The organism is Oceanobacillus damuensis (assembly GCF_001618145.1).
Lineage (GTDB): Bacteria > Bacillota > Bacilli > Bacillales > Amphibacillaceae > Oceanobacillus > Oceanobacillus damuensis.
The window spans coordinates 18,045-32,828 of sequence record NZ_LQNF01000020.1; the positions used below are offsets into that span (position 1 = coordinate 18,045).

At 43.1% G+C, this 14,784-nt stretch carries 14 protein-coding genes; 13 read left to right on the plus strand and 1 reads right to left on the minus strand.

What is annotated here, in order from left to right; genetic code table 11:
• Positions 1 to 9: 9 nt before the first annotated feature.
• The 8 genes from A4245_RS12890 to A4245_RS12930 all read left to right on the plus strand — a co-directional run bounded on the left by A4245_RS12890 (position 10) and on the right by A4245_RS12930 (position 10,206).
• Positions 10 to 1,656, plus strand: coding sequence for a peptide ABC transporter substrate-binding protein (locus A4245_RS12890; protein ID WP_067728555.1), 1,647 nt, complete (start codon positions 10 to 12; stop codon positions 1,654 to 1,656).
• 217 nt (positions 1,657 to 1,873) lie between these two features.
• The gene (locus tag A4245_RS12895) at positions 1,874 to 2,791 is read left to right on the plus strand and encodes a S66 peptidase family protein (protein ID WP_067728660.1); all 918 of its coding nucleotides are present in this window, start codon (positions 1,874 to 1,876) and stop codon (positions 2,789 to 2,791) included.
• Between the two features lie 120 nt (positions 2,792 to 2,911).
• Entirely contained in the window at positions 2,912 to 4,009 is a 1,098-nt protein-coding gene (locus tag A4245_RS12900) for a mandelate racemase/muconate lactonizing enzyme family protein (RefSeq protein WP_067728557.1), read from the plus strand.
• A gap of 326 nt (positions 4,010 to 4,335) precedes the next feature.
• Positions 4,336 to 5,301 carry a C40 family peptidase gene (locus A4245_RS12910; RefSeq protein WP_067728561.1) on the plus strand — a complete coding sequence of 322 codons (966 nt, stop codon included), beginning with the start codon at positions 4,336 to 4,338 and terminating at the stop codon, positions 5,299 to 5,301.
• Positions 5,291 to 6,298 carry an ABC transporter ATP-binding protein gene (locus A4245_RS12915; RefSeq protein ID WP_067728563.1) on the plus strand — a complete coding sequence of 336 codons (1,008 nt, stop codon included), beginning with the start codon at positions 5,291 to 5,293 and terminating at the stop codon, positions 6,296 to 6,298. The genes A4245_RS12910 and A4245_RS12915 overlap by 11 nt, the downstream gene beginning before the upstream one ends.
• A 127-nt stretch (positions 6,299 to 6,425) precedes the next feature.
• Positions 6,426 to 7,613, plus strand: a complete 1,188-nt coding sequence (spoIID, locus tag A4245_RS12920; protein WP_234402412.1) for a stage II sporulation protein D — start codon at positions 6,426 to 6,428, stop codon at positions 7,611 to 7,613.
• 504 nt (positions 7,614 to 8,117) lie between these two features.
• Entirely contained in the window at positions 8,118 to 8,972 is an 855-nt protein-coding gene (locus A4245_RS12925; protein WP_067728565.1) for a stage II sporulation protein SpoIIQ, read from the plus strand.
• Positions 8,973 to 9,180: 208 nt separating this feature from the next.
• Positions 9,181 to 10,206 carry an AimR family lysis-lysogeny pheromone receptor gene (locus tag A4245_RS12930; protein ID WP_067728567.1) on the plus strand — a complete coding sequence of 342 codons (1,026 nt, stop codon included), beginning with the start codon at positions 9,181 to 9,183 and terminating at the stop codon, positions 10,204 to 10,206.
• 34 nt (positions 10,207 to 10,240) lie between these two features.
• On the opposite strand, the gene A4245_RS20145 is transcribed toward A4245_RS12930, so the two are convergent.
• Complete coding sequence (locus tag A4245_RS20145) at positions 10,241 to 10,417, minus strand: hypothetical protein (protein ID WP_157087718.1); 177 nt, start codon at positions 10,415 to 10,417, stop codon at positions 10,241 to 10,243.
• A gap of 358 nt (positions 10,418 to 10,775) precedes the next feature.
• Between A4245_RS20145 and spoIIID the strand changes: the two genes are divergently transcribed.
• The 5 genes from spoIIID to A4245_RS12955 all read left to right on the plus strand — a co-directional run bounded on the left by spoIIID (position 10,776) and on the right by A4245_RS12955 (position 14,756).
• A complete protein-coding gene (spoIIID, locus tag A4245_RS12935; protein WP_067728569.1) occupies positions 10,776 to 11,057 on the plus strand; it encodes a sporulation transcriptional regulator SpoIIID in 282 nt (93 codons plus the stop codon).
• A gap of 441 nt (positions 11,058 to 11,498) precedes the next feature.
• Positions 11,499 to 12,500, plus strand: coding sequence for a rod shape-determining protein (mreB, locus tag A4245_RS12940; RefSeq protein WP_067728571.1), 1,002 nt, complete (start codon positions 11,499 to 11,501; stop codon positions 12,498 to 12,500).
• A 122-nt stretch (positions 12,501 to 12,622) separates the two neighbouring features.
• On the plus strand, positions 12,623 to 13,432 hold the full coding sequence (locus A4245_RS12945) for a flagellar hook-basal body protein (RefSeq protein WP_067728573.1): 810 nt from the start codon (positions 12,623 to 12,625) through the stop codon (positions 13,430 to 13,432).
• A gap of 33 nt (positions 13,433 to 13,465) precedes the next feature.
• A complete protein-coding gene (locus A4245_RS12950) occupies positions 13,466 to 14,299 on the plus strand; it encodes a flagellar hook-basal body protein (RefSeq protein WP_067728575.1) in 834 nt (277 codons plus the stop codon).
• Positions 14,300 to 14,402: 103 nt separating this feature from the next.
• The gene (locus A4245_RS12955) at positions 14,403 to 14,756 is read left to right on the plus strand and encodes a DNA-directed RNA polymerase subunit beta (protein WP_067728577.1); all 354 of its coding nucleotides are present in this window, start codon (positions 14,403 to 14,405) and stop codon (positions 14,754 to 14,756) included.
• Positions 14,757 to 14,784 lie beyond the last annotated feature (28 nt).

A 14,784-nucleotide genomic window follows, 5' to 3' on the forward strand; every position in this document is an offset into this window, starting at 1 on the left:
GGAAAAAGAATGAAGAGGTTACTATTATTTTTACTTGCTTTAGCTACCGTAGCTGTACTTGCTGCATGTACCGCTAATGAAGATGCTGGTCAGGACCCGGAAAATGATGTGGAGGCTGAAGAACCCGAATCTACAGATGGCGAATCAGAGGAAGAGGGGACAGAGACAGAAACCAATGAAAAGGTACTTCGTCTGAATAATGGAGTCGAACCAACTTCACTTGATCCATCGATCGGTTTTGATGCCGTATCATGGGATCCGCTTAACAACCTAATGGAAGGTCTTACTCGTCTTGATCAGGACTCCGTTGCTGGCCCAGGTGTTGCAGAAGATTGGGATCTCTCTGAGGATGGACTGACATATACGTTCTATCTCGACCCTGTTGTTGCTGAAGACTTTGTCTATGCATGGAAATACATGCTTGACCCGGACAATGCCTCTGCCGCAGCATTCCTGGCTTATTTCATTGAAGGTGGGGAAGCATTCAACACTGGTGAGGGCTCGGCCGAAGATGTTGCTGTGACAGCTGTCGATGATAAAACATTGGAAGTCGTGCTGGAAGCTCCAACAGGTTTCTTTCTTGATGTGCTAACAAACCCTGCGTTTTTCCCAGTAAACCATAAGGTAGCAGAAGAAAATCCGAACTGGCATGCAGAAGCAGACAGTTTTGTAGCCAATGGACCATTTATGCTGGAATCATGGGATCATGACAGTGAAATGGTATTCGTCAAAAACCCGGAATATTGGGATGCAGATACTGTGAAACTGGATAAAATTCACTGGGCAATGGTAAACGATACAAATACACAATATCAAATGTTTGAAACGGGAGACCTTGACACTGCAAGTATTCCACCAGAGCTTTCCGATCAGTTGATTGAATCGGACAATGTATATATTGGCGATTATGGTGGACTGGAATTCTACCGTTTTAACACAACAATGGAGCCTTTCCAAAACAAAAAAATCAGACAGGCTTTCTCTTATGCACTAAATAGAGCGGATATCGCGGAATATATCGTTAAAAACGGAGTAGAACCTGCTTATGGGTTCGTTTCACCTGGTTTTACAACTCCAGACGGGCGTGATTTCCGTGATGAAAATGGAGACTTAGTATCCTTGGATCCGGAACTTGCGAAACAGCTTCTGGCTGAAGGCATGGAAGAAGAAGGATATGATGAATTGCCGGAGGTAGTACTAAGCTATAGTACAAGTGATGTAAACAAAGCTGTTGCTGAAACAATGCAAAGCATGATCAGTGATAACCTTGGTGTAGACGTATCATTGGAAAATCAGGAGTGGAACGTGTTTGCTGAAGCACAGCAAAATCTGGAGCTTCAATTCTCACGTAGTTCATTCATCAATGACTACAGTGACCCAGTCAACTTCCTTGAAAGCTTTGTAACAGATTCATATATGAACCGTACAGGCTGGTCTAATGCGGAATATGATGAATTGATTGCTAACGGCAAATCGGAAACAGATGAAGAACAGCGTTATGAGTACCTGTATGAAGCAGAAAGAATGCTGGCAGAAGAAATGATTGCAACGCCGATCCGTTACTATAACACCGTAGTACTTGAAGCAGACGGAGTGGAAGGTATTCTCCGCCACGCAGTAGGTTACTTCGACCTGAAATACGCGGATAAGAACTGATAGCCAAGGAGTGGACCCTTGTCACCGCTACAGATACAATGGCGGGGGTACTCCTATGTGGCTTAGGATTCAAATGAATAGTAATAGGGTGGCTCATTTACATTTTGTATGTGTATGTGAGCCTCTCCCTTTTTCAATACATATAATTGCTTTTTAATCATACTTAATAACTTTACGCACTATTTATCATATAAGAAACAGGAAAGCAGGGATGCGAATGATCTATCCAGCTCGATTGAAAAAAGGAGATACAATCGGGGTTACCGCTCCAGCCGGACCACCAAGCATCGAAAAAATAAAGCAGGCGATCCCCTTTTTTGAACAGATGGGTCTCCGTATCAAATTAGGAAAGAGCATCAAAGAGGTCCGCGGATATTTGGCTGGCACAGATAAAGAGCGCCTGGAAGATTTTCACGAAATGATTGCCGATAGAAAAATAAAAGCAATCATTTTTGCCAGGGGTGGTTATGGAACGGGGCGATTCGCAGACAAAATCGATTATGAGTTAATCAACAGGAACCCAAAGATAATCTGGGGATACAGCGATATTACGTATCTGCATACAGCTATCCGTCAAAAGGCAGATCTGATTACATTTCACGGACCAATGCTTGCTTCAGATGTGGCAAAAGATGAATTTGACGATTTTTCAGGACATATGTTTAAACAACTCTTTGAACCTACCAAACTGTATTATTCCGAAAAAGTTTCCAAATTGGTACAATACGCTCCCGGAGAGGCAGAGGGTCCATTGGTTGGCGGGAATCTATCGTTATTGGTCAGTACGCTGGGAACACCATATGAAATTGACACAAAAGATAAACTGGTGCTTCTGGAGGATATAGGGGAAGAGTCATACCGTGTGGACAGCATGCTCAATCAGTTAAGGCTGGCGGGCAAACTGTCAGATGCGTCAGGAATCATTATTGGCGATTTTGCCGATGCTGAACCGAATGTGGACCCATCACTTACACTCAACCAAGTATTCGCAGACTATTTTACAGATTTTAAAGGACCCGTACTTGGTGGATTCAAAATTGGTCATTGCTTCCCCCATTTTTCCGTTCCGCTTGGGGTGAATGCGAAGCTATCAACCGAATTAAAGGTGTTGGAGATTGAACCAGGAGTGAGATAGAGTTTAAGGATTACTTGCGATTCATTGGGTAGCGGCAATTCTTCCGGAGAGATGAATTAATCCATAACAGCAAATATTCTCGCAAACAAACGGTCAACACAAAATTCAGGAGGTGAGCGCATGAAAATCACGTCAATTGAAACCTTTCAGGGAGCCATTCCATTACATACCCCATTTAAAACGGCTCTGCGAACGGTAACTGTTGCAGAAACCATTATAGTGAAACTTACTTGTGAAGACGGTACGGTAGGCTGGGGGGAAGCTCCGCCCACCCATGTAATCACCGGCGATAGCCTTGCTAGCATTCAATATGCAATTCATTCTATTTTTAAACCACTCCTAATTGGAGAGTCACTTTCTGCACGCGAACGGTTATTTGAAAAAATGGAGAAAAGCATCGTTCGCAATACAAGCGCAAAAGCTGCAATTGATATGGCGCTCTATGACAGTATTGCGCAGCAGGCAAATATGCCACTTCACCGGTTCCTTGGTGGCTTTCATGAAAGCCTTGAGACCGACTATACGGTTAGTGTAAATAGACCGGAAGTAATGGCGCAGGATGCGAGAAAATATATTAATGATGGATTTTCCGTGTTAAAAATTAAAGTCGGCAAGGATGAAATTGCTGAAGATATACGACGAATCCAGGCAATCCGGGAAGAAGCAGGCTCAGATATTTTGATAAGGCTTGACGCAAACCAAGGTTGGAAAGCAAAAGAAGCAGTCCGCGCAATCCGGAAGATGGAAGACCTTGGACTTCATATAGAATTAATTGAACAACCCGTTAAAGCACATGATTTCGAAGGCTTGAAGACTGTTACCAAAAATACGGAAACCCCAATCATGGCTGATGAAAGCGTGTTTTCCCCACATGATGCGAAGCAAATCCTGGAAATGGGTGCCGCTGATCTAATAAATATTAAATTAATGAAGGCTGGCGGCATTCACCAGGCAATTAAAATAGCAAAACTAGCCCATATCTATGGAGTCGAATGCATGGTCGGCAGCATGATTGAAACAAAAATAGGCATCACTGCAGCAGCCCACTTTGCAGCGAGCCAGTCTAATGTAACCCGCTATGACTTCGATGCCCCGCTTATGCTGACAGGTGATCTGGCAAATGGGGGCATTACGTATAATGGGAGAGTTATAGAGCTTGGCAACGAGGCAGGATTAGGTATTAAGGCGATTGATGAGAGGTATATAGTAGAAACGTAGAATAGTGATGGGACGCCGGTTTTTATCGTGTAGAGAAGTGGCACAGTTGCTGCACGGAAATGATGTTGAGTGTTGAACTGTCAAAGCAGATCGGTGAGCCCGCAAAGCTGAACACTGGGCAGTCTAAATCGACTGGAAAGAACGTGGAGTCGAGTGCCGAGCAGTTCATGCCGAGTGAAGAGGCTGCAAGATTCAACGCTGAGCAAATCCAAGTCAAACCCGAATTCCACTTGAATTCGAACGACAGCGGATCAGCCAAAAGCAACCAAACGCGATCATCAGATAAGCACAACTAAAAAATTCTCATCCGAGAAAGGAGCTCCAAAATGCCTAAACAAACGTTTGATCAATACCCGGAAGAGATTTGGGTTACAGCTGTACAGGTGGCAACGGTTTGGACAAACCCAGAGTCAGTAAGGGAAATGGATGTCGATGGAACGGCCAATCCAACGAATATCGATAACTGGGTCGAGAGTCTGTCATATGAGGCAAGCTTGGCCTTATGCAACGAAAACAGGGTGCAATCCCAGATATTATATGGAGAACCCGTGCTTGTTACCGAAGTGAAAGACAATTGGGCACATGTCATTATCCCTTCCCAGCCATCAAGTAAAGATGAACGCGGATATCCGGGCTGGGTGCCTGTAAATCAGCTTGCCCAGGTACCCAAAGATGAGTGGTTCACATCGCAAACCGCGGCTGTCATCAAAGACAAAGCATGGCTGGAAGCAGAGGATGGGGCAAAGGTTATGAAGCTTAGCTATATGACACTTTTGCCGGTAAAAGGAATAGAAGCTTACAGAGTGAAAGTTGCTACACCACATGGCGATAAATTTTTACCGGAAGAAGCGGTTCATATTTTTTCCTCTAAAGAAGGAATGGATAAGGGTTGTGGCCTGGATATTGTAAAAGCGGGAGAAGCCTATATAGGTCTCGGTTATTTCTGGGGCGGGATGAGTTCCTTTGGCTATGACTGCTCAGGCCTGGCGTATACGGCACATAAAGCAAATGGATACCAAATTGCCCGTGACGCCGGTGATCAGGCAGCTGCAGGCGAGAAAGTGGAATTTGATCAGCTTCAGCCGGGTGACCTCCTCTTTTTCGCATATGAAGAAGGTAAGGGGAGACTTCACCATGTAGGAATTTATTATGGGGACGGAAAAATGCTTCACTCGCCCCAAACGGGAAAAGGGATTGAGATTATTTCTCTTGCCGGAACAAAATATGAAAAAGAACTTTGTGCAGCAAGGCGATACTGGCAAACAGCAAAGGAGAAAAGAAATGGAAGATAAAATATTGGAAGTCAAAAATCTGAAGAAATATTTTGATATGGGCAAGGGCAATCTGCTTCAGGCTGTAAATGATGTGAGCTTCCATGTAAACAGAGGGGAAACTTTTGGGTTGGTCGGCGAATCCGGGTGCGGAAAATCTACTATCGGGCGCACGATTCTCGGGCTTTACGACAAAACCGCTGGAGATGTCATTTTTGAACATGAAAATGTCCATGGTTTGAATGAAAAAGAACGATTCAAATTTTATCGAAAGATGCAGATGATTTTCCAGGATCCTTATGCATCCTTGAATCCAAGGTCAACGGTAAGGGAAGTTATTTCAGAGCCGATGGAGGTCCATGGGTTATATAAAAGCAAAAAAGAAATGTACGAAAGGGTTTATGAGCTGCTGGAAGAAGTCGGTCTGAATCGCGAACATGCCAATCGCTATCCCCATGAATTCAGTGGTGGTCAGCGCCAGCGGATTGGTATCGCCCGTGCACTGGCATTGAATCCGGATTTTATTATTGCTGATGAGCCAATATCGGCACTGGATGTATCCGTCCAGGCGCAGGTAGTCAATCTGATGAAACAGCTGCAGGAGGATAAAGGGCTGACATTTTTGTTTATCGCCCATGATTTGTCGATGGTGAAACAGTTTTCCGACCGAATTGGTGTCATGTATTTAGGGAATATGGTCGAATTAACCGAAAGCGCCCTGCTCTATGACAAACCACTGCATCCATACACACAGGCATTGCTCTCAGCCATTCCTATCCCAGACCCGGATATTGAAGAACAGCGGGAACGGATTATTTTGGAAGGTGAACTGCCAAGCCCGGTTAATCCGCCAAGCGGATGTGTTTTCCGCACACGCTGTCCAATGGCAATGGAAGTTTGCTCCCAAATCCGTCCCGTCTGGCAGGAAGTCGAACAGGAGCATTTTGTAGCCTGTCACCTGTATGATAAATCCATTAAAAATAAAGAGCCGATTAAGAAACGGACGGAGACGGTATAAAACAGCAATAAGCCTTCCCTGAAATTGGCGTTTGAAAAAATGAAGGTCTATTTTTGCTCCCGAATGTATAAATTGATTAGTAGGGAAGATAGATGACCCTATTTACTCGCTGCAAAGGGGGAAGGCCGTGAAAAAACACAATCCAGTACCAAAAGCATGGAAAAAGAAAAAATCCTCATTAAAAAAACAGCTAATGAAAAGCCAGCAGATGAAATTAAAACAAAAGCACACGATTGAACAGACAGCACAAATCCGGAAAATAATTCCCTTGAAAAACAGAAAAACCCTATATTTCAAAAATCGGAGTAGTCGTCCGTGGAAAGTACAACTCGCTTTGAGCTTTTTTGTTTTGCTTATGTTTATCCTGGCAATCCCTGCCATGATTGTTGCATTCTTTGGAGGAAATTTAGAAACAGATATTGCAGCGGTGGAAAGGGAGAGGGATACAACAGTGGAAATTGGTGCTTCACCGTTTTCAGTGGCTGTCATGCGATCTACTGTAGACACGGTGGAGGATATTCCTCTTGAAACCTATGTAGCTGGAGTGGTAGCCTCAGAGATGCCTGCTGAGTTCGAGCTGGAAGCCTTAAAAGCACAGGCACTGGCAGCCAGAACATTTACCGTGAACCATCTGCTTCACGGCGAAGATGCATCCAGTTATGATTTAACCGATACCGTCCAGCATCAGGTTTATAAAAATGAACAAGAGCTGCAAAAACAATGGGGCACTGAATATACCGAAAAAATGAACAAAATAAAAGAAGCAGTAAACGCCACAAAAGGGCAAATACTTACCCATAATGACGCACCGATCACCGCAGCATTTTTTTCAACAAGTAATGGATACACCGAAAACTCAGAGGATTACTGGGAAAATGAACTTTCCTATTTAAGAAGTGTCGAAAGTCCCTGGGATACAGAGTCACCAAAATACCTCGGACAGCATACATTTACCATTTCCCAGATAGAAGAAGCACTTGAAGTGGAGCTGCCAAATGATTCTCCCCTGTTTATCGAACTTGAACGCACCGGAAGCGACCGTGTAAGTGAAATAGGAATTGAAGGCTATACCTTTACAGGAAGAGATATCCGTGAAAAGCTGGATCTGCAATCAAGTGACTTTGAGATCAAACAAAATAATGGCCATCTCATATTTACAACAGAAGGTTACGGACATGGCATTGGAATGAGCCAATACGGAGCCAACGGAATGGCTAAAGAAGGTAAAACATACGAAGAAATCGTTAAATACTATTACCAGGATATAGATATCACCACCATCAACGAAGCAGTACCAGCCCTCGTCTCCAGGTAGACGGGGGTTTTTAATGATCTGGCCATATGGGAGAGGGGCGGTGCAAGTTGGGAGAGCTCGGCCTCAAGTCGGGAGAGTGTCGGCACGAGTTGGACGACAGTAATCTCAAGTTGGGAGAGCGCCGGTGCACGCCGGGAGCAAGCACCCTCAAGTCGAGAGAGGACCGGCACAGCCCGGGAGAGCGCCGGTGCACCCGGGCGACAGCGCCCTCAAGTCGGGAGGGGACCGGCGCAACTCGGGCTACAGCATCTTCAACTCGGGAGAGCCCCAGTGCACGCCGGGCGACAGCGCCCTCAACTCGGTAGAGCCCCGCCGCATCCCAGCCAGCATCCCCAACTCGGACGACCTCCCAGTCCAAAAGTAAGTTCCAAAACCCACCCCAACCCCCATCCAACCCCTTAACTTCCCCCATTCCGATAAAAAAATCCGCAAAATAATAATTTTTTAATTCTGAATGTATATATTTTGATTTTTCTGCTCACAATGTTGCAGAGGTGATTAATTATGAGTGAAGAGTTTAAAGGCGGTCCAAAAAATAAATGGAGTCGCATTTACAGGAAGAAATGGTTTTTCCCAGCTGTATATTTGACGATTGCAGCAATTTTACTATCGGTTGTCGTGTGGTATCAAAATCTGGATAATCAAATCCCTGATGCTACAGATGATCAAGACTTTCTTTCGGAGGATTACGTTCCAGTAATCAATGAAGAAGATGCAGAGCCAGTAATGGAGCAGCAGGAGTTAATTCAAATGCCGGTGGTAGACCTGGATCAAGCTGAAATCGTAACTAAATTTTTCGACTACAACGCAGAACAAGTTGATCGCGAGAATGCTTTGGTACTCTATAATAATAGATTCTATCAAAGCACAGGGGTTGATATTGCATCTGCCAGCGCAGAGACATTTGAGGTTATCGCAGCTTTGAGTGGTACAGTGGAAGAAGTGAAGGAAGATCCATTATTAGGTAATGTTGTCGTTTTGGCACATGAAGATGATGTAAAAACGTATTATGCAAGTCTTGATGAAGTCAATGTTTCTGCAGGATCCAAGTTGAAACAAGGTGACACAGTAGGAACTGCTGGTAAAAACCTATTTGGAAAAGACAACGGAATACACGTACACTTTGAAATCAGAAAAGACGGGAAAGAAATGAACCCGGAAAGCTATTTCGATCAGCCAGTAAGCAGCTTGGGAAGTGATTCTGAGGATGCTGAAGAAAATTCGGAAGTAAGCGAAGAAATAAACTCTCCGGATGAAGCTGAACCGGAAGCAGATGGTGAAGACACACCGGAAGATGATTCTGAAGAAACTGAAGAAGATCCAACAGAAGACACTGACGAAGAAGAAGATAATGCTTAATGGAGAAAAATGCCCTGGTACATTTTATTGTGTACCGGGGTATTTTTTCTGATTGCGGGAAAAAACAGCCATTAGATGTAATATTCACTCATGCGCAAATTGTCGAACGATAATATATTTTTTATACAATAAAATATGGTACTATATTAATGTTCCGAAAAAAGAGAGAGTGAGTTTTCCGTAAACAGGAAAAGGGGGTATAAAAGTAATGCTGGCAAAATTTATGGCAGTCGAATCGGAACTGACAATGACGGAAATTGTAACTATAATGAAACAGGAGAATAGTGGCGAGTCGTTCACAAACATGATGAAGAACATCTGTCTGCAATCGCCTTCAAAGGATATCCAGAAAAAAGGCATGGAATATTTATATATGCAAGGATTCCATAAAGAGCTAGAACTATTGATTGAGAAGAATCTGGAGTCTGATAATACTTCCAATAGGCTATGGGGTTCTATTTATCGTATCATGCTTGATCAGACTTCAAGGAAGGATCATCCACGCGTAACACTTCAGAAAATAAAGCAGTTAACGAATAGATACTCAACCAATGAGCCTGAGCTCTTGTTTCTAATAGAACTGATAAAGGAAAAGGCCTATCAGATTTTGTGCCAATTTGACCGAATAGGCAATCTTATGGTGACATATCAGCGATACTTTTCAAACATAGAAGAAAGGCTGCTGATCAACTATTTTAAAATTAGAGTCTATAATATTAATATTATCTATCACATGGTGAGAAATGAGCTAATTATGGCGAGAAAATATGCATATCGGACGATTAATATGACAGACAGCCTGCCAATTCTTGCTTCCATCCACACTTATCTAGGCTTGTCCTATACATTTGATACGTATGAAAAAGGAATGCTTCACCTGAAAAAAGCACTGGCATTTTCAAAAGAGGGGAACATTCATTATCTGGTCGATATCCTTGAAAACTATAACATACCATTTTTATCGGCTCATTTCAAAATGGTGGACAACATTACAACCTCTGATATAGGTGAGCAAGCCCATCTAGAAATTGCTAAAGGAAATAATGATAAAGCGATCCAGCTTCTCAATGAATTGCCTAATAAAAACCCTTTTCACCTTTATTATTTAGGGAAAGCGAAAGAGGACAGAAGTATATTAAGTGAAGCCTATAACCATTTTATTGAAAAAAGAAGTGATTATTTCTTCAGCAGACTTCCATTGAATGCCATAAGGACATATGATTTTTTCACTTGAGAAAAGCGTAGTGACTACCCTGGAACCAGGGTAGCTAAGCAAGTGACGGGAAGGCCCCTGTTGTTCCAGGTTTGGAATGTGCTTCACTTTTGAAAGGAGCTTCCAGTGACCGATTCCTGCCACTGCCGCCTATGTCTTTAATATCCACATTCAATGCCTTTCTGAAAATTTCCCAGACAAGAAGCTGCTGATTTGCCATCCTAAACGACAATCCAGCAGCTCCTTTGTCCCCAATTTACGAGCAATCAATCAAATTTCCATCCTTAAAATGAAAATACACCTTGTCCTCCTTAGGAATTGTACAAATTTAATCATAAAGCATGCACAATTCTAATAAGATGTTACAAACCATGCAATCGAATTGTCTGAGGTGAGAGCTTGTGTTACGTCCCAATATTCTTCTTTCTGCTTGCCCCACATGGAATATTCACCCCATTGCCGTTTTCACTTTTCTGCGGTGATACATACCAATATTCTTCTTGCAGCGTAGTTCATTGAATGATCATAACCGTATTAACGCCATGTCTCGACCCACACCTCGGAATCAAACAACTAGGGAGGCGAACGGTGTGCATGATTACATCAAAGATAGGACAATCAGGATAGGAAGGCATGTCGTAGAGACAAAGAAAACTGTCCGAACGATAGCGAAAGAATTTGGTGTCTCCAAAAGCACAGTCCATAAAGACCTGACAGAACGCTTGCCGGAAATAAATCCTGAGCTTGCTATTCAGGTCAAGGAAGTCCTAGAATACCATAAGGCAATCCGCCATTTAAGAGGAGGGGAAGCAACAAGGCAAAAATATAAAATAGACGGCAAAAAAGAACCACAGGAAAAACCCGCCGGCTGACAAGTCATGAGTGACAGATCAGGATTCGGTCAGAGTTCAGCAGCCTGCAAGTTGGCGGGATATGGATCAACCCGTCCAGGTGGTGATGGGTCCGGTTAGCGTTCCTAATCTTTGCTGGAAAATAATTTCGACAATCCATCAATATGAAACTTCAAAAAATCTCCACTCATAAAACAAAATACAGCAGCAGCTCTGCCCGGTTTCATAGGCTAAGCCTGTTGCTGTATTTTTCGTTTACCTTAAACACCCTCTAGTTGTCAGACAAACCAAGATTCGACATAAATCGAGTATTTCCTGTCATTTAAAAAAGAAAATCATTAATTTTTACTTAAAAAGTATAGAAAGTGCAGTTAATTGTAATAATTTGTGGTAAAATATTATACTAGTAGCATTATGTCTAAATGACAGTGCAAGATAGTAACGCTGGGAGGATCTAGATACATGTTTTCTAGAGATATTGGAATCGACCTTGGAACTGCCAATGTACTGATTCACGTAAAAGGTAAAGGTATCGTATTAAATGAACCATCCGTTGTAGCAATGGATCGGAACACTGGAAAAGTGCTTGAGGTCGGAGAAGATGCACGACGTATGGTTGGACGTACACCAGGAAATATCGAAGCAATCCGCCCATTAAAGGATGGGGTTATTGCTGACTTCGATGTGACAGAAGCAATGTTAAGACATTTTATAAATAAAATCAATGTAAAAGGGATTGTATCCAAGCCACGAATGCTTATTTGCTGTCCGACAAACATTACTAAAGTAGAACAAAAGGCAATCAAGGAAGCAGCGGAAAAATCCGGTGGTAAGAAGATTTATCTTGAAGAAGAGCCAAAAGTAGCCGCAATCGGAGCTGGAATGGAAATTTATCAGCCAAGCGGAAACATGGTCGTTGATATCGGTGGCGGAACGACGGATGTAGCTGTTCTGTCCATGGGTGGCATTGTAACATCTGAATCCATCAAGATGGCCGGCGACAAATTTGATGTTGAAATTCTCCAATACATCAAGAAAAAGTATAAGCTTCTGATCGGAGAGCGCACATCAGAAGAAATTAAAATCAATGTTGCGACAGTATTCAAGGGCTCCCGTTCTGAATCGATGGATATTCGCGGTCGTGACATGGTATCTGGACTTCCTCGCACCATCACAATTGGTTCCGAAGAAATCCAAGAAGCACTCAGCGAATCCGTGGCATTAATCGTACAAGCGGCTAAATCCGTTCTTGAACGCACACCGCCTGAATTATCCGCGGATATCATTGACCGTGGCGTGATTTTGACTGGCGGTGGGGCTCTGCTTCACGGCATCGACCAGCTATTGGCTGAAGAATTGAAAGTTCCTGTATTTATTGCTGAAGATCCAATGGATTGTGTAGCAAAAGGAACCGGAATTATGCTAGAGAATATTGATAAAGTCGAACGCAAAAAGATTGTCTGAGCCCATTCAATAGGTTTCCTGCCAAAGATAGTTGCTTTTGAACCTTTACATTTTTAGCTTATACCCGATATAAATAAGTAGTAAACCTATTTTTCTAAAAACAGTTGAAGGGAGAGAGTCTATTGTTAAGAGGATTTTATACAGCTGCCAGCGGAATGATCACCCAGCAGCGTCAGCAGGAAGCATTGTCCAATAATATTGCCAATGCAAATACGCCAGGTTACAAAGCAGACCAGACGGCGATACGGGCTTTTCCTGAAATGCTGCTAAGTCAAATGGGGTCTTCGAAAAACATTCCAACATCACAGGGTGGTTTCAATCTTCCTGTTCACAATACAATCGGTTCCATTAACACAGGTGTTTATGTTCAGGAATTAGCTCCGAACTTCAAGCAGGGTGATGTAAGAGAAACCGGGATAACCACAGATCTTGCTATCGTAAATGGAACACTGCCGGATGAAGAAGGATTTTTGTTTTTCGCCGTACAAAACGATGCAGGTGATGTCAGGTATACAAGAAACGGAAATTTCACTGTGGATGGACAAGGTTTTCTGGTTACGAATCAGGGCTATTATGTACTTGATGAAGCGGGGAACCCAATTCAAACAGATGGAATGGAATATACGGTAACTCCCGAGGGTGCTTTACAAACCCCGGAGCAGACGACCCAGCTCGGAATTTCTTATATAGCTGACGTAAACACACTTGCCAAAGAAGGAAATGACATTTATGCAGGTGAAGCAGGTGCTGTCCCGGATGGCGCGACATTTACCGTTCAGCAGGGTATTCTGGAACAATCCAATGTAGATTCACTACAGTCAATGACAGATATGATGAACGCTTATCGTATGTTTGAAACGAACCAGCGTGTTTTGAGAGCATATGACGAAAGCTTAGGGAAAGCCGTTTCGGAAATCGGCCGTATTGGCTAATATGGCGATATCCTTTTTAGAGGAGGGACAATCATGTCTCAAATGATGATTCAGGCAGCTGTAACAATGAACCAGCTGCAGCAGAAACTCGATTTAATCGGAAATAATATGGCGAATAGCCAGACTACTGGATATAAGACCCGTCAAGCAGATTTTTCCTCCCTGCTTTTTCAGCAGGTAAATAATCTGTCTGATCCAGCAAACGCAGAGGGTCGCGCAACTCCTGATGGCATACGAATCGGTTCCGGGGCGAAATTAGGTTCCACCAACATAGATTTGAAATTAGGTTCGATTGTAGAAACAGGAAGGGTGCTTGACGCTGCATTGCTTCAGGATAATCATCTTTTTCAAATCCAGGTGAATGAAAATGGGCAGGAAGAAACCTTATTTACGAGAGACGGCTCATTCTTTCTTAATCCTGTGAATAACAATGAGGACCTGATGCTGACAACGGGTGACGGTAACCCTGTACTTGGACAAAATGGTCCGATTGTAATTGCAGAAGGGTTCGAATCAATCGATATCCGTGAAAACGGAGAAGTCATTGTAACTCGCGGAGGCCAGACAGCTGTCGAAGCTCAGCTCGCAGTAGTGGAAGCAGTACGTCCTAGGTTACTTGAGGCTGCCGGGCAAAACCTGTTCCGATTGCCTGATATGGAAGACCTTGGCTTTGAGGCTGGAGAAGTCATACAGGCGACTGACCCGAATGCAGATATTTTGCAGAATGGTGCCCTGGAGCAATCCAATGTCGATATCTCCCAGCAAATGGCGGATTTAATTTTGACACAGCGCTCCTATCAGTTCAATTCGAGAACAATTTCCATGGGCGACCAAATGGCGGGGCTTGTAAACCAGCTCCGATCGTAATAGTTTTGGTCAGAGAAATTAAATACTATGTAATCACAAATCGTTATGTTAAACTTCAACTATAAAAGTGTCGTGATTTGTAAGGAATAAGGAGCAACAAACTATGTCAACAAACCAATCAGAAAAACAGTCAAGAAGGGCTTTGAAGGAAGGTAAAAGTACTGCAAAGAAAACTTCAGCACCCTCCAAGTCCCAAAAAACTGGTTCAAGCGCTGACAAACAGTCCAGGAAGCAGCAGAAAATCAAACAACAAGAAGAAAAACGGGAAAATAAAAAGCCGAGGCGCCGTATTTTTCCAATTTGGCTTCGGATCATTGTTGTATTAATTATAGCTGCAGCTGCACTGGTTGCCGGATTGATGATTGGCTATGGTGTCATAGGTGACGGTGTTCCAACTGACGCCCTGAAAAAAGAGACATGGCAGCATATTATTGATATTGTAACTAAAGTTGAGTAAAAAGCGAATGCCTCGCTACGAAAAAGCA

Excerpts from the sequence above, each read along its gene's own strand:
- A4245_RS12925 (WP_067728565.1), top strand. The coding sequence starts at position 8,118 with ATGAGTGAAGAGTTTAAAGGCGGTCCAAAAAATAAATGGAGTCGCATT.
- A4245_RS12900 (WP_067728557.1), top strand. The coding sequence starts at position 2,912 with ATGAAAATCACGTCAATTGAAACCTTTCAGGGAGCCATTCCATTACAT.
- A4245_RS12955 (WP_067728577.1), top strand. The coding sequence starts at position 14,403 with ATGTCAACAAACCAATCAGAAAAACAGTCAAGAAGGGCTTTGAAGGAA.
- A4245_RS12930 (WP_067728567.1), top strand. The coding sequence starts at position 9,181 with ATGCTGGCAAAATTTATGGCAGTCGAATCGGAACTGACAATGACGGAA.
- A4245_RS12895 (WP_067728660.1), top strand. The coding sequence starts at position 1,874 with ATGATCTATCCAGCTCGATTGAAAAAAGGAGATACAATCGGGGTTACC.
- A4245_RS12890 (WP_067728555.1), top strand. The coding sequence starts at position 10 with ATGAAGAGGTTACTATTATTTTTACTTGCTTTAGCTACCGTAGCTGTA.
- A4245_RS12910 (WP_067728561.1), top strand. The coding sequence starts at position 4,336 with ATGCCTAAACAAACGTTTGATCAATACCCGGAAGAGATTTGGGTTACA.
- mreB (WP_067728571.1), top strand. The coding sequence starts at position 11,499 with ATGTTTTCTAGAGATATTGGAATCGACCTTGGAACTGCCAATGTACTG.
- A4245_RS12915 (WP_067728563.1), top strand. The coding sequence starts at position 5,291 with ATGGAAGATAAAATATTGGAAGTCAAAAATCTGAAGAAATATTTTGAT.
- A4245_RS12950 (WP_067728575.1), top strand. The coding sequence starts at position 13,466 with ATGTCTCAAATGATGATTCAGGCAGCTGTAACAATGAACCAGCTGCAG.